Raw genomic sequence first — 21,859 nt, 5'->3', positions numbered from 1 at the left:
GGTGACCATCCGACGCGGCACCTAAATGCCTTTCGGGGAGTACGAGCTATCTCCAAGTTTGATTGGCCTTTCACTCCTACACTCGGCTCATCCAGAAGCTTTTCAACGCTTATTGGTGCGGACCTCCATCCCGTGTTACCGGGACTTCATCCTGGCCAAGTGTAGATCACTTGGTTTCGCGTCTACCCCCACTGACTGTGCGCCCTCTTCAGGCTCGCTTTCACTGCGGCTACGTGTCTCATGACACTCAACCTCGCCAGTGACGGTAACTCGTAGGATCATTATGCAAAAGGCACGCCGTCACACATTGCTGTGCTCCGACCGCTTGTAGGCGTATGGTTTCAGGAACTATTTCACTCCCCTGCTCGGGGTTCTTTTCACCTTTCCTTCACAGTACTCGTTCGCTATCGGTCTCACGGGAGTATTTAGCCTTACCGGATGGTCCCGGCAGATTCGCGCAGGATTCCTCGTGTCCCGCGTTACTCAGGATACCGCTATGCCTGATCTGGCTTCGTGTACAGGATTATCACCTTCTGTGATGTAACTTTCCAGATACTTCCACTCACCATTTCAGTACAATGTCGCGGTCCTACAACCCCAGCCACGCCTTGCGACGCCACTGGTTTGGGCTGTTCCCCGTTCGCTCGCCACTACTGGGGGAATCATTCATTTATTTTCTCTTCCTGCAGGTACTAAGATGTTTCAGTTCCCTGCGTTAGCTCTCTTACACTGGTAAGAGTAACCGTCCTTCAGACGGCTAGGTTGTCCCATTCGGAAATCTTCGGATCAAGGGTTATTTGCACCTACCCGAAGCTTATCGCAGCTTATCACGTCCTTCATCGCCTCCGTGAGCCTAGGCATCCGCCATACGCCCTTTCTTACTTTCTTTACGACTGTATTTGCTATCAGTTTAACTGATAACGAATAAGTAGCTCATACTTTCAGCTGTATTCTAACAAAGTGAAATCTCATCTTGCGATTTGATTTACTTTAGTCTGAACTAAAGTTCATTACTTACAGTTTTGCTTGTGTCAATATGTCAAAGATCTTTTTAAGTGAAGAGTGAAGAACGAAGAGTGAAGAATTCACTTGTCTTACTCAACCTTAGAGTGGAGATTGTGGAGTTGAACCATTTTGCTTGAGCCATCCCTATATATATATAATGTATAAGGAATCCCAGTCTCCTATTTAATTAAACAGATGGTGCGTACAAGAAGAGAAGCGAACTTTTAAGTCCTGTTCCTAAATCTTCTATAGGAAATTCGTCTCTCCAGAAAGGAGGTGTTCCAGCCGCACCTTCCGGTACGGCTACCTTGTTACGACTTAGCCCCAATTACCAGTTTCGCCCTAGGCCGCTCCTTACGGTCACGGACTTTAGGCGCCCCCGGCTTTCATGGCTTGACGGGCGGTGTGTACAAGGCCCGGGAACGTATTCACCGCGCCATGGCTGATGCGCGATTACTAGCGAATCCAGCTTCGTGGGGTCGGGTTGCAGACCCCAGTCCGAACTGAGACAGGCTTTAAGGATTTGATCCGTTTTGCAAGGGACCGTCTCTCTGTACCTGCCATTGTAACACGTGTGTAGCCCCGGACGTAAGGGCCGTGCTGATTTGACGTCATCCCCACCTTCCTCACACCTTACGGTGGCAGTATCCCCAGAGTGCCCAGCTTAACCTGATGGCAACTAAGGAGAGGGGTTGCGCTCGTTATGGCACTTAAGCCGACACCTCACGGCACGAGCTGACGACAACCATGCAGCACCTTCACAGAGGCCCCGAAGGGCGTCATTGTCTCCAAATCCTTCCTCTGCAATTCAAGCCCGGGTAAGGTTCCTCGCGTATCATCGAATTAAACCACATGTTCCTCCGCTTGTGCGGGCCCCCGTCAATTCCTTTGAGTTTCACCGTTGCCGGCGTACTCCCCAGGTGGGATGCTTAATGCTTTCGCTTGGCCGCTGACCTATTCAGACCAACAGCGGGCATCCATCGTTTACCGTGCGGACTACCAGGGTATCTAATCCTGTTCGATACCCGCACTTTCGAGCTTCAGCGTCAGTTGCGCTCCAGTGAGCTGCCTTCGCAATCGGAGTTCTTCGTGATATCTAAGCATTTCACCGCTACACCACGAATTCCGCCCACTTTGTGCGTACTCAAGGAAACCAGTTCGCGCTGCAGTGCAGACGTTGAGCGTCTACATTTCACAACACGCTTAATCTCCGGCCTACGCTCCCTTTAAACCCAATAAATCCGGATAACGCCCGGACCTTCCGTATTACCGCGGCTGCTGGCACGGAATTAGCCGGTCCTTATTCATAAGGTACATGCAAAAAGTCTCACGAGACTCACTTTATTCCCTTATAAAAGCAGTTTACAACCCATAGGGCCGTCATCCTGCACGCTACCTGGCTGGTTCAGACTCTCGTCCATTGACCAATATTCCTCACTGCTGCCTCCCGTAGGAGTTTGGACCGTGTCTCAGTTCCAATGTGGGGGACCTTCCTCTCAGAACCCCTACTGATCGTAGCCTTGGTGGGCCGTTACCCCGCCAACAAGCTAATCAGACGCATCCCCATCCATCACCGATAAATCTTTAATCCCTTTCAGATGCCTTCTAGAGACGTCATTGGGTATTAGTCTTACTTTCGCAAGGTTATCCCCAAGTGGTGGGCAGGTTGGATACGCGTTACTCACCCGTGCGCCGGTCGACGCCCATCAAAAGCAAGCTTTCGATGTCGTTTCCCCTCGACTTGCATGTGTTAAGCCTGTAGCTAGCGTTCATCCTGAGCCAGGATCAAACTCTCCATTGTAAAATATCATTTTTACCTAGCCTTGCGGCTTGGGTTGTTTGTTGTCTGTACTTAGGACGAATATCCTTTTTGTTTATTGAAGCTTAGTAAACCTGACTTGTCAATTGCTTGACGGTTCGTTTCTTTTACCCAGTCAACTTTCTTATTTCTAAGAAGTTAACCGCTTCTTGTACTACTTGTCTGTTTATGTAAAATCTTTCAAAGAACTCTTTCTTTATCGCTTTGAGTAATGCTTGATTTCTCAAAAGCGAGTGCAAAAGTACTAACTATTTTCGAAACAGCCAAATCTTTTCGCAAAAAAGTTTAGATTTTAGTATGTTTTTAACACTTATAAAGACTTACTAGAGCTTTTCTTACCACTACACTTTATTTTATACATGCACACGCCTGCCTGCATGTGCGGGCGCACAACCGCAAGCGCATTAATAATATTGTACTCATATTCCAAGACCGAAAAGAAATCAGGATTCAACTAGAAAAGTATTATCCGGAGAATATATCTATCAAAGAAGAATATTACTATACGAAGAAGAATATTATCGAAGAAAAGGGAGAAACTCAGAAAAACATTTTGCCAATTAAAAAAAATATAGTACCTTTGCACACGTTTTAACGGATAACAAGATTAATTACATATATTTTAAAACTTTCAAATGAAGGCATTAGCAATTAAGTCGAGTTTGTTTTCCTGTTTAAAGACATACAACAAGAAAACATTCATGTCTGACCTCATGGCAGGTATCATCGTTGGTATCGTAGCCCTGCCTCTGGCCATCGCATTCGGTATCGCTTCTGGCGTGACCCCTGAAAAGGGTATCATCACCGCCATTGTAGCAGGTCTCATCATCTCCATCTTCGGTGGAAGCAAAGTGCAGATTGGTGGTCCTACGGGAGCATTCATCGTTATCATCTATGGCATTATCCAGAAATATGGCATGGAAGGTTTGACGATAGCGACACTGATGGCTGGTCTGTTCCTGATTCTCTTCGGACTTCTCCGTCTTGGAACCATCATCAAGTACATCCCTTACCCTATCGTTGTGGGATTTACCAGTGGTATCGCCGTAACCATCTTCACGACCCAGATCAAGGATCTCTTTGGATTGACGTTGACTTCAAATCCTTCTGATTTTCTGGAGAAATGGGGCGTCTACTTCCAAAGCTTTGACACCATAGATCCTTGGTGTGCCCTTATCGGAGTAGTAAGCGTAGTGGTTATCGCCATCACCCCTAAGTTCAGCAAGAAGATTCCGGGCTCTCTTATTGCCATCATCCTGATGACCGTTGTAGCCTTACTGCTCAAGCAGTTTGCCGGCGTTGAAAGTATTGAGACCATTGGTGACCGCTTTTCTATCAGCAACGAACTGCCTGCAGCTCAGGTACCAGCCATGAATTGGGAGACCATCAAGAGTCTTGTATCACCAGCTATTACCATCGCCATCCTGGGAGCCATTGAGAGTTTGCTTTCAGCAACTGTTGCCGATGGTGTAATCAGCGATCATCACGACAGTAACACCGAGTTGGTAGCTCAGGGTTTGGCCAATATCGCCTCTCCCCTCTTTGGCGGTATTCCTGCAACAGGTGCCATTGCCCGCACAATGACCAATATCAATAATGGCGGTAAGACTCCTATTGCAGGCATCATCCACGCCATAGTTCTGCTGCTCATCTTCCTCTTTCTGATGCCTCTTGCCCAGTACATTCCTATGGCATGTCTTGCCGGTGTATTGGTAGTTGTATCTTACGGAATGAGCGGATGGAGAAGTTTCCTGGCATTGATGAAGAATCCGAAGAGCGATGTAACCGTACTTCTGATTACCTTCTTCCTCACCATCATCTTCGATTTGACTGTAGCCATTGAGGTGGGTCTGATTATCGCCTGTCTGCTCTTCATGAAGCGAATGAGCGAAACCACCGACGTGACAGCTATTACCGATGATGAGATTGACTTGAACAAGGAGTTTGACTTCCTCTCTACCAACCTGGAGCACTATACGATTCCGAAGGGCGTAGAGGTATACGAAATCAATGGTCCTTTCTTCTTCGGAGCTGGTAACAAGTTTGAGGAAGTGATGGCAGCTTTCGGTGACCGTCCACTGGTACGCGTCATCCGTATGCGCAAGGTTCCATTTGTTGATTCAACCGGTATCCATAACCTCACCAACCTCTGCGAGATGAGTCAGAAGGAGGACATTCAGGTTGTACTCTCCGGTGTTTGCGAGAAGGTAAACGCTCAGTTGGAAAAGGCTGGTTTCTACAATATCCTTGGCAAAGAGAATATCACCGATCATATCAGCAAGGCTCTGAAACGTGCTGAAGAGATTATTGAAAAGAAAACAGTTAATAGTTAATAGTTTACAGACTGTAGACCATCAAATAAAAAAGATGCATTGCTGGATATACCAATAATGCATCTTTTTTTTATTGTCATCAAGTAACTGTTAACTATAAACTGTTAACTATCAACTATTACAGAACCTTTCCCAGAAACTCCTGCAATCTTGGCGATTTCGGATGGTTGAATATTTGCTCAGGAGTTCCGTCTTCCGTGATATAGCCGTCACTGAAGAAGAGTACACGGTTGGCCACTTCTCTTGCAAATCCCATCTCGTGGGTCACCACCACCATCGTCATTCCCTCGGCAGCAACATCTTTCATCAGCTGCAGCACCTCTCCCACCATTTCCGGATCGAGAGCCGAAGTCGGCTCATCAAAGAGGATTACCTCAGGATTCATCGCTAAGGCACGGGCGATAGCTACGCGCTGTTTCTGTCCGCCCGACAGACTGTCGGGATAACTGTCGGCCTTATCCAGCAATCCGATACGGGTCAGGAGTTCCGTTGCCTTCTCATCAGCCTCTTCCTTTGTCATCTTACCCAATTCTACCGGAGCCAGCATGATGTTGCGGCGTATGGTCATATTAGGGAAGAGATTGAACTGCTGGAATACCATACCCACCCTCTGGCGCATTCGGTTGATATCAACATCGCTTGATGTGATATCCATATCATCGATAAAGATTTTACCCTCGGTAGGTTCTTCCAGAAGGTTGATGGAACGCAGGAAGGTACTCTTGCCACAACCCGACGGACCGATGATGGCAACCACCTCACCTTTCCTCACCGAGGTTGTAATGCCTTTCAGCACCTCGTTGTCGCCGAAGCGTTTACGAAGTCCTTCTATCTTGATTATTTCGTTCATTTTATCCATTGTTTTAAAGCTTTTGCCCTTTCAGGATTCCTCATTTCCTTTCGCTCTTTCTCAGTCTCTTCTCCAGCCTTCTCACTCCTGCGTTCAGTCCGAGAACAAGAACGAGATAGAGGCAGGCTACTACGCCCAACGGCATCATCGCTTCGTAAGTAATGCTTCGGATGATGTCGGAACCCTTGGTCAAATCTACCAGTCCGATATAACCGCTGATAGAGGTTTCCTTGAGCAGAGTGATAAGCTCGTTACCCATAGCCGGAAGCACATTCTTGAAGGCTTGCGGAAGGATGATGAGACGCATCGTCTTGCCATACGAAAGACCAAGACTTCTACCCGCCTCCATCTGACCATTATCCACCGACATAATGCCCGAGCGGATTACCTCGGCAATATAAGCTGCCGAGTTCAAGCCGAAGGCGATGACAGCCACCAGTATCTTATTGACATCTGCTGATGCAAACACCACATAATAGATAATGAGCAACTGCACCATGGTTGGCGTGCCTCGCATGATGGTAAGGTACAGTTGGCAGATCATGTTCGGAATCTTCCAGTCGCCCTTACGTTCATGACGTGCTCTGACAATAGCTATCAGCGTTCCGAGTATCACGGAAAGGATGATGGCGAAGAAGGTGATGATGAGCGTATTGCCCAAACCCTGCAACAGATACTGGTAGCGGTTGTCATCTATGAAGCAGGATTTAAACTTATCTATCACTCCCGGCTGATTAGCAGTTGCTTTCACATCGCCGGAATTCACCATGATTACCTGTCGCACATCGGCATAGGAATCCGTAAATCCGATATTCTTCTCCCGTTCAGGAGTAACCGTAATGCCGGCAATACCCGCATCCGCCTTACCAGCCTGTACAGAGGTGATGATGGCATCAAACTCCATATCGAGAATCTCTACATCCACGCCCAGTACATCGCCGATGGCATTTGCCACATCCACGTCGATGCCCACAATCTTGCCATTCTGGTAATATTCGAAAGGCTCGAAGGTAGCGTTGGTAGCAAAGCGGAGACTCTTCTTCAAGCCGAGTTTCTGCAGCGCTTCCGGTCCCACCTTCTTCACGTCAGAAGTCTTTGGCGTATAAGCCACGGCTATGCCCCGTTCCAGATGGCGGTTGACGATGGAATCGATGACGCCATTCTCTTTCAGGATACGGATGGCACGATTGATGGACTGCTGCAACTCAGCATGATCCTTAGCAACGCAGATGGCGAAAGAAGACGCATCGAAGGTTTCGGGCAGGATACGGAGCGATGGGTTCACCCGTTGGAATGCCTTGGCTGGCGCCTCATCGGTCACCATGCAGTCTATCTTACCCTGCAGGAGTGCCTGGATGGCATCGGCTCCCTTGTTGTACCGTTCTACCTTGGTACCGCCACCTTCCTTTTCCAGCTCCGTAGCTAGTCCGTCGCTAGTAGTACCGAGCTGCACACCAATCACAGCCCCCTTCAAGTCAGTCTTGCTCTTGATTTGCCTGTCAGCATCTGACGCTCCCGAGCCACACGCCACGAAGAGCACACTCAGGAGTAAAGTCAAGAAGCCCAGCTTAAACTTTCCCGTTTTTCTGTATTTCATCATTCCAGGCATCCGTTTATTGTTGTTTCAAATACTCAGCACACATCTCTGCACATCTTTCTCCGTCTACACCAGCCGATACGATTCCGCCAGCATAACCAGCACCTTCGCCACATGGGAAGAGTCCCTGGATGCGGACATGCTGCAAGGTTTCGCGGTCACGGACGATGCGGACAGGCGATGAGGTTCTCGTCTCCATCGCTATCAGCGTAGCCTCGTTGGTCAGGAAACCATGGGCATTCTTGCCGAAGGTTTTGAAGCCTTCCTGCAGTCGCTTGCTCACGAAAGACGGCATCCAGAAATGCAACGGACTCGAAATCAAGCCTGGTGCATAGCTACTCTTTGGCAGATCATAACTCAATCGATTGTTCACGAAGTCAGCCATGCGCTGTGCCGGAGCAGTCTGCTTCATGTTGCCCTGCTGCCAGCATTGCTTTTCCACGATTTCCTGGAAGTACATCATTTGGAGTGAAGAGTGAGGAGTGAAGAGTGAAGCATTCTCCTGCGCCTTCATTTCCTGCTGTTCGATGACAGACTGATGTTCCTTCACAAACTGCGCCACATCCTCGGGATGAGTTTCCACCACCATGCCCGAGTTGCTCCAGGCAGTACCGCGGTTGCTCGGACTCATACCGTTCACCACGAGCTGTTCCGGTCCTGTAGCAGCCGGAATCACAAAACCGCCCGGACACATACAGAAGCTATAGACACCTCTGCCATCTACCTGAGTAACGAAGCTATATTCGGCAGCAGGCAGATATTTTCCTCTACCACTCTTATTGTGATACTGAATCTGGTCGATGAGTTGGGAAGGATGTTCCAGACGCACACCTACGGCGATGCCTTTTGCCTCGGTATCTATCTTTGCCGAAGCGAGATAGCGGTATACATCGCGAGCACTATGACCTGTTGCCAGGATAACCGGTCCGCGATAAGTTTCCTCAGCACCCGTAGCCAGATTCACGGCTTCTACGCCTATCACCCTATCGCCAGCTGCAGCATCAGGTGCCGTCAGCTTACCTTCACTCTCAAGGATCAGACGAATCATCTTGGTCTGGAAATGCACTTCGCCACCACACTTGATGATGGTGTTGCGCATGTTTTCAATAACGCGTGGCAACTTGTCGGTACCGATATGCGGATGGGCATCTGCCAGGATATTGGTATTGGCACCATGCTGGCAGAATACGTTCAGAATCTTATCTACACTTCCCCTTTTCTTGCTTCGTGTATAGAGTTTGCCGTCACTATAAGCACCGGCTCCACCTTCACCGAAACAGTAGTTGCTCTCACCATCTACCTTCTGAGTCTTGGTAATGTTAGAGAGGTCCTTCTTGCGTTCGCGCACATCCTTGCCTCGCTCCAGCACGATAGGACGGTAACCCAGTTCTATCAGGCGCAGGGAAGCAAAGAGACCGCCAGGTCCCTCACCCACAACGATAACACGAGGTCTGCTGCTCACATCCGGATATTCGGTATGGACATACTGGTCGTCCTGCGGAAATTCGTTGATATAAGCACGCACCTTCAGGTTGACGAAGATGGTGCGCTGACGGGCATCGATGCTTCTCTTCAAAACCCTCACCTGGTTGAGCGTTCTTACATCCAATCCCTTTTCTTTGGCGAGATAACGCTTGATGCCTTCCTCGCTTGCTGCCTGTTCGGGCAGAATTCTTATCTGGTATTCTTGAATCATTTACTTTGAGCTTTGAACTTTATGATTAGTTTTATAAAAGTGACGAGTGACAAGTGACCGATTCCATATTACGGATTTCGCATTACATTCACAATTCACTTTTCACTTTCACTTTTTCATGCTTCCATTGTTGCCAGCACTTCGAGCGTATCCAGCTGATACATGGTGAACTTACCATCTTCCAATGTTGCAAAGGTTGGCGGATTGCCACCCTTCGGGAAGGTGATGCTGCCGGTATTTACGATGGCCTGCCCCTTCTCGTTATGAGAGAGTTCCCAGAGATGGGAGTGTCCATAGATCATAGCCTCGTAAGGACCCTTCGGCATATTTTCCTTATTGTATACATGTCCATGAGTCAGAAGATAGCGCTTGCCTCCGTCTACCAGCAAGGCATAGGTCTCCATGATAGGGAAATCGAGGAGCATCTGGTCTACTTCCGCATCGCAGTTGCCACGCACAGCGATAATCTTACCTGCCAGCGCATTCAGTCTTTCTACGATACCCTTAGGATCGATTCCTTCCGGAATGCGGTTGCGGGGACCGTAGTTGATGATATCCCCCATGATGCACATCATGTCACAATGTTCTGCCTCGAAGAAATCGAGGACCTTTTCCAGGGCTGGCAAACAGCCGTGGATATCTGAGAATAAAAGATATTTCATTCGTTCCTTCTTATGTTTGTTATGCTTATGTCTTTTATGCATTGAATTACATCGGCAAAATTAAGCAAATAATCCGAAACGCCCAAACATTTCAACGTTTTTTATATATATAATAAGGTATAAGGAAGAGGAAGAGCCTGTAATTATCTACAGAAATAGCTTTTTTATCTACAATATGCTACTTTTTTGTTAAAATCCTTGGCAGTTTGACATATTATTCGTACTTTTGCCCTCAAGTTCTGCTTCGGCCCCGGTCGTTTCGGGGGAGGCATTACATTACCAACGTAAAATTCAAGAACATATGAAAGTATTAAAATTCGGCGGAACATCGGTTGGTTCCGTAAAAAGCATCCTCAGCTTGAAACGTATCGTTGAAAACGAGGCTAAGAAACAGAGTGTAGTGGTTGTCGTGAGCGCGCTTGGCGGTATCACGGACAAACTCTTGCAAACCTCTCAACTTGCCCTCAAGGGTGATGAACAGTGGAAAGTAGAATTCGAAGCCATGGTTGATCGCCACCACAAGATGATAGACACCATCATCACCGACACCACAGACAGAGAAAACTTATTCAAATCGGTTGATGCCCTCTTCGAGCAGTTGAAGAGCATCTATTTTGGTGTGTACCTCATCCACGACCTCAGCGAGAAGACGCAGGATGCCATCGTGAGTTATGGTGAAAGACTCAGTTCAAAGATTGTTGCCACATTGATTCGTGGAGCCAAATGGTTCGACTCACGCAACTTCATCAAGACTGAGCGCAAGAACGGCAAAGGCAAGCATGTACTCGACAGCGAACTGACCAACAAACTGGTAAAAGAAGCCTTTGCAGAAATTCCACGCATATCTCTCGTTCCGGGTTTTATCAGTCGTGACAAGAACACAGACCGCACCACCAACCTTGGCCGTGGCGGTAGCGACTACACAGCAGCCATCATAGCAGCTGCCCTCGATGCAGAAGTGCTCGAAATCTGGACTGATGTAGACGGTTTCATGACCGCCGACCCACGTGTCATCAAATCAGCTTATACCATCAACGAACTGAGTTACGTTGAGGCGATGGAGCTTTGCAACTTTGGTGCAAAGGTCATCTATCCTCCAACCATCTACCCGGTTTGTGTCAAGAATATTCCTATCAAGGTTAAGAACACCTTCAACCCAGATGCTCCGGGCACCATCATCAAGAACAAGATAGATGGCGACCAGAAGCCTATCAAGGGTATCTCTTCTATCAACGGTACAGCGCTCATCACCGTAACCGGTCTTTCCATGGTCGGCGTGATTGGTGTAAACCGCCGTATCTTCACCGCTCTTGCCAACGAGGGCATCTCTGTGTTCATGGTGTCACAGGCATCATCTGAGAACTCTACCTCTATCGGTGTGCGCGAGCAGGATGTAGAAGAGGCTGTAAAGGTATTGAACAATGAGTTCCACAACGAGATTGCCGATGGTGCCATGTTCCCAATGCACGCCGAGAAAGGTCTCGCCACTATCGCCATCGTGGGTGAAAACATGAAGCATGCTGCCGGTATCGCCGGTAAGCTCTTCGGAACCCTCGGCCGTAGCGGTATTTCCGTCATCGCCTGTGCACAGGGTGCTTCAGAGACCAACATCTCGTTCGTAGTGAAGAGCGATTATCTGAGAAAGTCACTCAACGTGCTCCACGACAGTTTCTTCCTTTCTGAATACAAGGTTCTGAACCTCTTCATCTGCGGTGTGGGTACCGTGGGCGGAAAGCTCATCGAGCAGATCAAGAACCAGTATGCCGACCTCATGGAGCGCAGCAAACTGAAGCTCAACGTGGTGGGTATCGCTTCTTCCAAGAACGCCATCTTCAACCGCGATGGTATTGATCTCGAAAACTATCGCGAGGAACTGAAGACTTCAGACCCAAGCACTCCAGAGGTTCTGCGCGATACCATCCTGGCGATGAACATCTTCAACAGCGTGTTTGTAGACTGTACAGCCAGCAAGGATGTGGCCGCTCTCTACCAGAGTCTGCTGGAGCACAACGTAAGCATTATCGCAGCCAACAAGATTGCTGCATCAAGCGAATATGAGAACTACGAGAAACTGAAGAAGACAGCCATCCAGCGTGGCGTGGTATTTCGTTTCGAGACCAACGTAGGTGCCGGTCTTCCTATCATCGGAACCATCAACGACCTTCGCAACTCCGGAGATAAAATCCTTAAGATTGAGGCAGTTCTCTCGGGTACACTCAACTTTATCTTCAACGCCATCTCTAGCGTCGTCCCATTCTCTGAGACCGTGAGACTGGCTAAGGAAAAGGGCTACAGCGAGCCAGATCCACGTATCGACCTGAGCGGTATGGACGTGATTCGCAAGCTGGTGATTCTCTCCCGCGAGGCAGGTTACCGCGTAGAGCAGGAAGATGTAGAGAAAAACCTCTTCGTGCCAAACAAATACTTCAAGGGTTCGCTCGACAACTTCTGGAAGAAACTTCCTGAACTCGATGCCGATTTCGAGGCTAAGCGCAAGGCGCTCGATGTAGAGCACAAACGCTGGCGCTTCGTTGCTACCCTGGATGGCGGCAAGACAAGCGTAGGTTTGCAGGCTGTGGGTCCTGAGCATCCGTTCTACAATCTGGAAGGTTCCAACAACATCGTGCTGCTCACCACCGAGCGCTATAAGGAATACCCTATGATGATTCAGGGCTATGGTGCCGGAGCCAGCGTAACTGCTGCCGGTGTATTCGCCAACATCATGAGTATCGCTAACATTTAACACTTAACATTAAAAGAAGAGATGAAACATATTATCATTCTTGGCGACGGAATGGCAGACCACCCGGTAGAAAGACTGGGTGGAAAGACTCTCCTGCAATACGCCAACAAACCCTATATGGATATGCTTGCCAAGAAGGGCAAGACAGGAAGACTCGTTACCGTGCCAGATGGATTCCATCCGGGTTCTGAGGTAGCCAACAGCTCTATCATGGGCTATGACCAGAACGAGGTTTACGAAGGACGCGGACCGCTGGAGGCTGCCAGCATCGGCTATGAACTGGAGCCTACCGACCTTGCCCTGCGCTGCAACATCATCAATGTGCAGGACGGCAAGATTATCACCCACAACGGTGGTAACCTGGAAACGGAAGATGCGGATGTGCTCATCAAGTATCTCAACGATACCCTCGGCAAGAAATATCCTGATGTCAAGTTTGTTACCGGCATCCAGTATCGCCATCTTCTGGTGGTGAAGCACGGAAACAAGCATATCGACTGTGCCCCACCTCATGATCATCCCAACGAGGAATGGCATAAGCTGATGGTGAAACCTATCTTGCCGGAGATTGGAGGCGATGAGGGGCACATCAGCCGTCGTGATACAGCCGACCTTCTGAACCAGCTGATACTCGAGAGTCAGGAACTTCTGGAGAACCATCCTTTCAATGTGGCGCGCAAGGAGCGTGGCGAACGAATGGCCAATCTTATCTGGCCTTGGGGCGGTGGTTACCGTCCGCACATGCTCACCCTCTCTCAGATGTATCCACAGATCAAGAAGGGTTCTGTGATTTCTGCCGTAGACCTGATCCGAGGCATCGGCCATTACGCCGGTCTGCGCAACATCATCGTTGAGGGCGCTACCGGTCTTGCCAATACCAACTACGAGGGCAAGGCTGCCGCAGCTATCCAGGCTTTGAAGGATGGCGACGACTTCGTTTATGTTCACGTAGAGGCGAGCGACGAGGCGGGTCATGATGGCGATCTGGAACTGAAGCTGAAGACCATCGAGAACCTCGACCAGCGCCTCATCAAGCCTATCTTCGATGAGGTAAGCACCTGGGACGAGCCGGTATGCATCGCTGTTCTCCCTGACCATCCTACTCCGGTAGAAATCCGTACCCACGTCAAGGAGCCTGTGCCTTTCATCATCTATTACCCTGGCATGGATCCGGATAACGTAGAGAAGTATGACGAGGTAAGCTGCGTGAGTGGCGGTTACGGCATGCTGCAGCTGCAGGAATTCATGAATGCCTTCATGGCGATCAATTAAAATCAACGGCTTCATGATAGTCCCCAAAGCTATCATAAAGTTCAATGTTCAAATCTCAAAGTTAAAAGTAAAAAATGAAATATTATTCAACAAATAAGAAAGCACCCATCGCCGACCTTCACAAGGCGGTAGTTAAAGGTCTGGCAGAAGACCGTGGCCTCTATATGCCAGAAATCATCAAGAAGTTGCCACAGGATTTCTTCGACAACATCGAGAAACTGAGTTTCCAGGAGATTGCCTACAAGGTAGCAGATGCCTTCTTTGGCGAGGACGTTGATGCCGAGTCATTGAAGAAGATTGTATACGATACCCTGGCATTCGACTGCCCTGTAGTCGAGGTAGAGCCAAACATCTACTCTCTCGAGCTGTTCCATGGTCCTACCCTCGCCTTCAAGGATGTGGGTGCGCGCTTCATGGCCCGTCTCCTGCAGTACTTCGTACGTCAGGAGGGCAAGGAAGAGGTGAATGTGCTCGTAGCTACATCGGGCGATACCGGTTCGGCTGTTGCCAACGGTTTCCTCGGCGTTGACGGCATCCATGTTTACGTGCTCTATCCTAAGGGCAAGGTGAGCAAGATTCAGGAGAGCCAGTTCACTACCCTCGGCCAGAACATCACAGCCCTCGAGGTAGACGGCGTATTCGACGACTGCCAGGCACTGGTGAAGTCTGCGTTCATGGACGAGGAGCTCAACAAGCACATGAAGCTCACCTCAGCCAACTCTATCAACGTAGCCCGCTTCCTGCCTCAGGCATTCTATTATTTCAATGCCTATGCCCGCATGAAGGAGAAAGGTCTCGCCGACAAGCTGGTTATCTGCGTACCTAGCGGCAACTTCGGCAACATCACAGCCGGACTCTTCGGTCATGAGATGGGATTGCCTATCCACCGCTTCATCGCAGCCAACAACGCCAACGATATCTTCTACGAGTATCTGCAGACAGGCAAGTACAATCCACAGCCTAGCAAGCAGACCATCGCCAATGCCATGGACGTAGGCGACCCATCAAACTTTGCCCGCATCTACGACCTCTACAAGGGCGATCATGATGCCATCGCAGCCTACATCGGTGGTGCTACATACAAGGACGAGCAGATTGCAGAAACCATGAAGCAGTGCTACAATGAAACCAAGTATGTGCTTGACCCTCACGGAGCTTGCGGCTATCGCGCCCTGAAGGAGCAGTTGAAGCCAAATGAGGTTGGCGTGTTCCTCGAGACTGCTCATCCAGCCAAGTTCAAAGAGAAGGTAGACAGCATCCTTGACAGCGACATTGAGATTCCTGCACGCCTTGCAGAATTCATGAAGGGTGAGAAGAAGAGCATCCAGATGACCAAGGATTTCGCATCATTCAAGAACTACTTGATGAACGAATAAACCATACATACGGAAAAGCCTTTCTCTTTCTCAGGGGGAAGGCTTTTCCCATTAAAATAAACTCAGACTCAGATTTGTCAGGACAAACTGGTCTTGAATTTTATAACAACAGAAAACGGGAAAAATTTATGAAGATTGTTATTCTAGACGGCTATGCCGCAAACCCGGGAGATTTGGATTATCATCTTCTGGAGAAACTGGGCGAGGTGGTAGTTTATCCTCGCACATCAGATGCAGAGAAAGTGGAACGTGCCAAGGATGCCGACATCATCCTTCTGAACAAGGTGCAGATAGATGCAGAGACGCTGGCGCAGCTTCCTAAACTGAAATACATCGGTATCCAGGCTACCGGTTTCAACGTGGTAGACATCGAGGCTGCCAGGAAACAGGGCATCATCGTAACCAATATTCCTGCCTACAGCACCGACAGCGTGGCGCAGATGACCTTTGCCCTCATCCTTGCCGTAACCAACCGCGTAGAGCATTATACCCAGGAGAACCGCAACGAGCGCTGGGCTTACAACAAGGATTTCTGTTATTGGGATACCCCACTGATGGAACTTGCCGGCAAGACCCTGGGTATCATGGGACTGGGCAATATCGGCATGAAAGTTGCCAACATCGCCCGCCAGTTTGGCATGAACATCTGTGCCTGCACCAGCAAGAATTCGAGCAATCTGCCTGAGTGGATCCAGAAGGTGAGCAAGGAGGGTTTGCTTGCCACGAGCGATATTCTCTCGCTCCATTGTCCGCTTTCTGATGACACCTATCATTTCATCAATAAGGAGAGTCTGGAGAAGATGAAGGATACCGCCATCCTGGTAAATACGGGTCGCGGACCGCTGGTAGATGAAGAGGCTGTAGCCACTGCCCTTCACGAAGGCAGTCTGGGTGCCTACTGTGCCGACGTAATGGCTCAGGAGCCGCCATCAAAGGAGAATCCGCTCTTCGGCGAGCCTAATGCCTACCTCACCCCTCATATTGCCTGGGCCACCTACGAGGCTCGCGAGCGCCTGAACAAGCAGGTAGCCGCCAACGTCAAGGCATTCCTCGAGGGCAATCCGATTAATGTCGTGAATAAGTAAGAATGCTACTTTAAAAATCTGCATTTCTTAAATGAAGACAGCCAACCTTCAATATCCCAATTGAAAGTTGGCTGTTTACTTTTTCTTATAGTTTTCTTCTGAACTGCCTAATCAGGTACTTGGGATTTCGTCTCATATTCCATAAGTCAACAAGAATAATTCTATCGTATTCCGCATCATATCGATAGATGATTTTCCAATTTTTATTCAAACAATTGCATGATATCCATACAGAAGAATTCTTCAAATGGAATACCATCGGTGCCAACAACGATTGATTTCAGAGGATGGAATTTCTCTTGAAACATAGGAATACCACTATTCATGCCTCTCTTTCCACTCTTAACCTCTATGGCAACGAAATCTCCTTGTGACTCCAGGATATAATCCACCTCATTATTATGATCTCGCCAATAATAGAGATGACAATCATTGTCCTCCACAAAATCGAGAAGACAAGTACCCACTGCCGATTCCACCCATCTGCCCCAAATCATTGGGTCAACATAATCTTTGTCAAACCCCTTACCGCGATATGCCGTGAACAAAGCATTGTTAAACACTGTAAACTTTGGGATAGACTGTCTCTTACGAGCCTCATCGCATGCAAACTTTTGAAGTCCACAAAGCAAGTTGGCTTGCTTCAATATTTCGAGATAAGAAGACAAAGTCGTGACATTGCCTGCATCTTGCAATTGTCCAAGCATTTTGGTGAGTGACAACAACTCACCAGAATAAGAACAACCTACCTCAAAAAGCTGTGACATGAGTGAAGGCTTGTAAATATTCGAAGTCAAAAGAACATCCTTTTCAATGGCAGGTGCCACAAGAGAATCCTTGACATATTTCCTCCAACGCCTAAAATCCCCTATATAATCCACCGAGCCTGGATAACCTCCAAAATAAATCCATTGTTGGAGTGATAACCCGAAGGCAGCTTTCATTTCCGGAAAAGTCCAATGCCCCATACGAATCAACTCGAATCTACCAGCTAAAGACTCGGTTAGCCCTTTGCGCAAAAGCAAGCGAGACGAACCAAGCAATACGACTTTCAGGTTTACATGATTTAGGGTATCGGCATCCCACTCTCTCTTCACATATTCACTCCATCTGCGTATTTTCTGTATCTCGTCTATTACAAGAACAGCTTCTTGCAAATGCTGAATATCCATTCGGCTTCGAACAGACTCCCAAGAACGTCGAATCCAATCCGAATCTTCTTCATTTACAGAATCAGCATTAAATTGAAATACTACCTTATCAATAGTCTCTGCTATTTGCGCCATAACTGTTGATTTGCCAACCTGTCTTGGTCCTGCCAAAACAAATATACACTTACGTCTTTCGCTCAACCTACTCAACATCAAGTTGTAATGTGGTCTTCTATACTCACCCATATTCTTTAATTTGTAATATTAAACAACTCAATTCTTCGTCACGAATTACTCAATTCTTCGTCACGAATTACTCAATTCTACGTCACGAATTACTCAATTCTACTTTGCAAAGATACAAAGAATAGATGAGTAAACACATTACCCATGATTATTTTTTAGCATTCTTAACTCATCATACAGCTTTGCCCCTCTCCTTCACGCGCTTAGGATGCACCTGGCCAGATTATACATCTTCTCATAATGCTGACGAAACATTCGTTCTATATTCTTTCCCTGTTTCATACACTATCTATACAGTTGAGCCCAGCAAAAAACTAAGCAAAACTCTGACTTTTTCCCTATCTCCTCTTCATCAAAACATAGATGATGACGGGGGCGCCGAATAGCGGGGTGACGGCATTCAGCGGGATGATGCCACCGTCCGACGGAAGGGTGCAGAAGAGATTGCAGAGAAGGGCAATGGCTGCACCCATCAGCATCGTGACGGGCAACAGACGGCGATGATTCTCCGTTCCGATGATGAGGCGGGCGATATGCGGCGTTGCCAGGCCGATGAAGGCGATGGGACCGCAAAAGGCGGTAACCACAGCCGTAAGAAGACCGGTAATGATGAGCAGAACGATGCGCAGACGCCTGATGTTGAAACCCAGATTCTCGGCATACTGTTCGCCTAACAGCATGGCGTTCAGCGGTTTTACAAGGAGCAGAGACGCAGCCAGGGCAATGAGGGCCAACGGGATGAAGAACATCATCTGCTGGCTCGAAACATTGCCAAAGCTGCCCATGCCCCAAACCATATACGATTTCACGCCCTCTGCCGTGCTGAAGAAATTGAGCAATGAGATGGCGCTGCTGGCAAGATAGCCCACCATCAGTCCGATGATGAGCAGTACCGTATGGCTGCGCACAATGGCAGAAAAGAAGGTGATGATGCCCATCACCACCATAGCCCCTATGAAGGCTGCGATGAGGATAGCCAGGAAACCGCCGATGGCATAGTTGCCGGCATCGCCCAGAAATCCTACCCCTAAATCATCCAGGGCAATATTGCCGCCAAAGGCAAGCATCACGATGGCTACCGCCAGTCCGGCTCCGCTGCTGATACCGAATACGTCAGGACCCGCCAGAGGGTTGCGGAAGGCTGTCTGCAGGAGCAAGCCGCTCGTGGCGAGGGCTGCGCCCGAAAGTAAAGCGGCAATCGCCGCCGGCAGTCGCGATTCTAACAGAATATAGCGGTAGGTTTCGTCAGTCTGAGAGCCCGAAATAATCGCCCCCACGTCCTGCCATGGGATGTTTACACTCCCCCATGCCAGGTTGGCGAAAAACAGTATAATAATGGCGATTGCCCCTAAAACGATGGTTTTCATTCACTAAAACTATTTCTTGTAAAATCTCTGATTAAAGCCCTATTTCTTATAGAATCTCAATTTACCGAACCGCTCGCCATGAGCCAGGATGATGAACTCTCTGAGCAGCAGTTCGGGATGGAAACTCGTAAGCTCGAAATAAGGTACCGTAGAGGTATCTACCTGATAGATATTGCCCCGGCTGAAGGCAGCAAGAGCCTTGTAGCCGTCATACTCCTGAAGCAGTTGAGCCTGCGACAGAGGGGCACCACCGAAATACTTGAACGCCCATACGTCCACCTGCTTTCCCTTCGCTAAGATTTGCTCCGGACTCATCGCCAGACTTCCGCTGTGCTGATCGTCCTCGAAGATATAACGGGCGTTGGCATCCTTCAGCAGAATACCGATAGTACTCTGACCTCCAGGCACATACCACACGTTTCCCGTCTTTCTTTCGGTCAGGATGGAGAGGCCCTTCGGATACCCGGCAGCCTCAGCTTTCAGCTTCAGATATTCCTTTTCTATCTTCGCAAAGAGCGAATCTGCCTTTGGTTCGCAAGAACCCGATATTCCGTTACTTTTTCCCTCTTCATTTCCAAAGAGCATGCCGTAGAATTTCATCCATTCCGCCCTACCCAGTGGCGAAGACTCCATATAGTCGGCAGCCTCGATGATGGGCACGTGCAGCTTGTCGAGCTTGCCATATCCACCGCTGTTTTCGAAAGGCGAAAGGAGGATAGCTTCGGGTTTCAGGGCGATGATGCGCTCGATGTCGGGTGCCATGCTCGAACCGCAATCCACGATGGAATTTCCGGCAGCAGCATTCTCTGCAGAAACATTTCCTACAGAAGCTTTTCCGGCAGCAGCATTTCCTGCAGCAGCCCTCTTCTTTACATCCGGAATATTGATGTAATCGAGGTCGCAGACACCACGGATGGCCTGCTGGCAGCCCAGTTCGTACATCAGCTGGCAATGGGGAGCGATGAAAACGGCACTTCTCTCCACCGGTGTGCGCACGGTATCGGTAGTGCATCTCGCCCCCGTGCTACGCCTTTTGGCAAGCATCGCCACCGTCTTATCCCCCTCCTCTCCCTTCGGAATCAGGATGTAGCGATGCAGCATCGTTCCCGCCTTCCAGGGGTTGGCGATGATAGCCTCAGCATACTGATAATCAATGTCTTCTGCAGCATCGGAATTCTCTTCCCCATCGCCATGCTTCACGATGGTAAGCAACTTGGCGTACTTCATCTCCAGGGTATCGCCAGCCTCCGCAGCAGCAGCCGTCTTTCCTCCCTGGCATGCCGCCATCAGCAGAGCCGCCGTTGCCCCACACAAAAGAATATACAGTTTTTTCATAATCTTACAAAATATGTGTGCAAAGATACGAAGAAATCTCCATTTTCCGTTTGTTTTCTCGAATATTCTTTGTACTTTTGCCCTCAAATTTAACTAACGCTACAATTTAATAAGTCAAAATGAAGAAGATTATCTGTGGCATAGCCCTTTTATTCTGTACGGAGGGGAGCATTCGGTAAAAAAAAGTTTCATTACGTAAAAACATGATGATTTTTACGCAATGAAACTAAAAAAACGCAGAGATTCCCCCCTGGCATCTCTGCGTTTTCTATATCATTTACCCAATAAAGCACGAACTTCCTCAGGCGTTCTGTTCATCATCTTAGCCACCATCTCCAGGGGCATTCCATTCTCCAGCATGCCCTGCGCCATGCTTTTTATCTGAGTTGCTTGCTCATTTATCTGAGTTGCTTGCTCATTTATCTGAGTTGCTTGCTCATTTATCTGAGTTGCTTGCTCATTTACCTGATTAGCCTGCTCACTGATAATCTTATTAAGTTTCATCACCTGCGTATCGCGAGCTTCTATGGCAGAATAGTATTCATCCTCATCATTCATCTCCTGCCGGATATCAGCACTCATCGTGGCGAGTCCCAGACGGTGAACGATATACATCATATCCGAATCATCCTTATATTTATCACCCTCCAGACATAACATCTGCTGGTTCTTCTTATCCCTCTGCGACTGGTCGAACACGCTCAGCACCTTGTCGAGCCTGTTGTTAATCTTACCATGCAAAAGAGGAATCTGCACCAGGATACTGTCATGCGTCAGACTGTTGATGAAAGGATCATCCATCCCGTTCTCCACCTCTTTCCCGTCATAGTCGAGCGCCTTGTGGTTCACGTATACCACAGCCTTGTCAATATCTCCCACTCTATGGCCCAGCAGATACACAGCCACCATCGGCACGGCATATCCCTTGCCCTCTCCCTCCTTTATCATATTCTCCTCAGCATTATACTGGGCAGCCAGATAACGTCGGAACCGGAGCGTCTCGGTATCGAGCCATGTCTTCTGAAGTTCGATAAGAATGAGCCTTACGCTTCCATCCTCTTCCCTCACCCTGGCAGCAAAGTCGATGCGAAACATCGAGATATTGTCGCGGGTGATGTTAGGATGCTCATGCCTTCTCATTTCCACGCTCACCACTTCCTTTTTCAGCAGGGCGGTTAGCACGGTTTTGGCGATGCGTTCATCTTCCATCAGGAATTTGAACACAGAATCGTATATCGGATTAGCTACATAGTAAATCATATCTCTGTTCCTCCATAATTATATTTCCGCTACAAAGATACGAGTTTTCTGCGAAACGGCAA

At 48.5% G+C, this 21,859-nt stretch carries 13 protein-coding genes and 2 rRNA genes (1 of these 15 running past the window's edge); 5 read left to right on the top strand and 10 right to left on the bottom strand.

Annotation, left to right across the window (positions count from 1 at the left end):
• Positions 1-888, bottom strand: a 23S ribosomal RNA gene (locus ONT08_RS08205) (it extends 2,010 nt beyond the left edge of the window).
• Between the two features lie 386 nt (positions 889-1,274).
• Positions 1,275-2,806 (bottom strand): 16S ribosomal RNA (locus ONT08_RS08200).
• Together the 16S and 23S rRNA genes form the textbook arrangement of a ribosomal RNA operon.
• A 653-nt stretch (positions 2,807-3,459) precedes the next feature.
• Here ONT08_RS08200 and ONT08_RS08195 point away from each other — a divergent pair.
• Positions 3,460-5,157, top strand: coding sequence for a SulP family inorganic anion transporter (locus ONT08_RS08195; RefSeq protein ID WP_264959684.1), 1,698 nt, complete (start codon positions 3,460-3,462; stop codon positions 5,155-5,157).
• Between the two features lie 118 nt (positions 5,158-5,275).
• Here the strand turns inward: ONT08_RS08195 and ONT08_RS08190 are convergent, their stop codons facing one another.
• The 4 genes from ONT08_RS08190 to yfcE form a co-directional block, all read right to left on the bottom strand.
• On the bottom strand, positions 5,276-6,016 hold the full coding sequence (locus ONT08_RS08190) for an amino acid ABC transporter ATP-binding protein (protein ID WP_117587835.1): 741 nt from the start codon (positions 6,014-6,016) through the stop codon (positions 5,276-5,278).
• Between the two features lie 31 nt (positions 6,017-6,047).
• Positions 6,048-7,607 (bottom strand): ABC transporter substrate-binding protein/permease, encoded by a 1,560-nt coding sequence (locus ONT08_RS08185; RefSeq protein ID WP_264959683.1) that lies wholly within the window; start codon positions 7,605-7,607, stop codon positions 6,048-6,050.
• 13 nt (positions 7,608-7,620) lie between these two features.
• A complete protein-coding gene (locus tag ONT08_RS08180; RefSeq protein WP_264959682.1) occupies positions 7,621-9,300 on the bottom strand; it encodes an NAD(P)/FAD-dependent oxidoreductase in 1,680 nt (559 codons plus the stop codon).
• A 116-nt stretch (positions 9,301-9,416) separates the two neighbouring features.
• Complete coding sequence (gene yfcE, locus ONT08_RS08175; RefSeq protein WP_119235998.1) at positions 9,417-9,962, bottom strand: phosphodiesterase; 546 nt, start codon at positions 9,960-9,962, stop codon at positions 9,417-9,419.
• A gap of 301 nt (positions 9,963-10,263) precedes the next feature.
• Here yfcE and thrA point away from each other — a divergent pair, with 301 nt between their 5' ends.
• From thrA to ONT08_RS08155, 4 genes are all read left to right on the top strand, one after another.
• Positions 10,264-12,705: a bifunctional aspartate kinase/homoserine dehydrogenase I gene (gene thrA / locus ONT08_RS08170; RefSeq protein WP_254974027.1), complete on the top strand. Its 2,442-nt coding sequence runs from the start codon at positions 10,264-10,266 to the stop codon at positions 12,703-12,705.
• Positions 12,706-12,726: 21 nt separating this feature from the next.
• Entirely contained in the window at positions 12,727-13,977 is a 1,251-nt protein-coding gene (locus ONT08_RS08165) for a cofactor-independent phosphoglycerate mutase (RefSeq protein ID WP_264959681.1), read from the top strand.
• Between the two features lie 74 nt (positions 13,978-14,051).
• Positions 14,052-15,353: a threonine synthase gene (gene thrC, locus ONT08_RS08160; RefSeq protein WP_264959680.1), complete on the top strand. Its 1,302-nt coding sequence runs from the start codon at positions 14,052-14,054 to the stop codon at positions 15,351-15,353.
• A 128-nt stretch (positions 15,354-15,481) separates the two neighbouring features.
• Positions 15,482-16,438 carry a D-2-hydroxyacid dehydrogenase gene (locus ONT08_RS08155; RefSeq protein WP_118201495.1) on the top strand — a complete coding sequence of 319 codons (957 nt, stop codon included), beginning with the start codon at positions 15,482-15,484 and terminating at the stop codon, positions 16,436-16,438.
• A 203-nt stretch (positions 16,439-16,641) separates the two neighbouring features.
• Here the strand turns inward: ONT08_RS08155 and ONT08_RS08150 are convergent, their stop codons facing one another.
• The 4 genes from ONT08_RS08150 to ONT08_RS08135 all read right to left on the bottom strand — a co-directional run bounded on the left by ONT08_RS08150 (position 16,642) and on the right by ONT08_RS08135 (position 21,797).
• Positions 16,642-17,835: an ATP-binding protein gene (locus ONT08_RS08150; protein ID WP_022120313.1), complete on the bottom strand. Its 1,194-nt coding sequence runs from the start codon at positions 17,833-17,835 to the stop codon at positions 16,642-16,644.
• A gap of 338 nt (positions 17,836-18,173) precedes the next feature.
• Positions 18,174-19,202: an iron ABC transporter permease gene (locus ONT08_RS08145; protein WP_264959679.1), complete on the bottom strand. Its 1,029-nt coding sequence runs from the start codon at positions 19,200-19,202 to the stop codon at positions 18,174-18,176.
• 39 nt (positions 19,203-19,241) lie between these two features.
• A complete protein-coding gene (locus ONT08_RS08140; protein ID WP_264959678.1) occupies positions 19,242-20,537 on the bottom strand; it encodes an ABC transporter substrate-binding protein in 1,296 nt (431 codons plus the stop codon).
• A gap of 273 nt (positions 20,538-20,810) precedes the next feature.
• Positions 20,811-21,797 (bottom strand): hypothetical protein, encoded by a 987-nt coding sequence (locus ONT08_RS08135; protein WP_264959677.1) that lies wholly within the window; start codon positions 21,795-21,797, stop codon positions 20,811-20,813.
• Between the last annotated feature and the right edge of the window lie 62 nt (positions 21,798-21,859).

It is taken from the genome of Segatella copri, assembly GCF_026015465.1.
Lineage (GTDB): Bacteria > Bacteroidota > Bacteroidia > Bacteroidales > Bacteroidaceae > Prevotella > Prevotella copri_E.
This window is presented reverse-complemented; position numbering and strand designations above follow the sequence as displayed.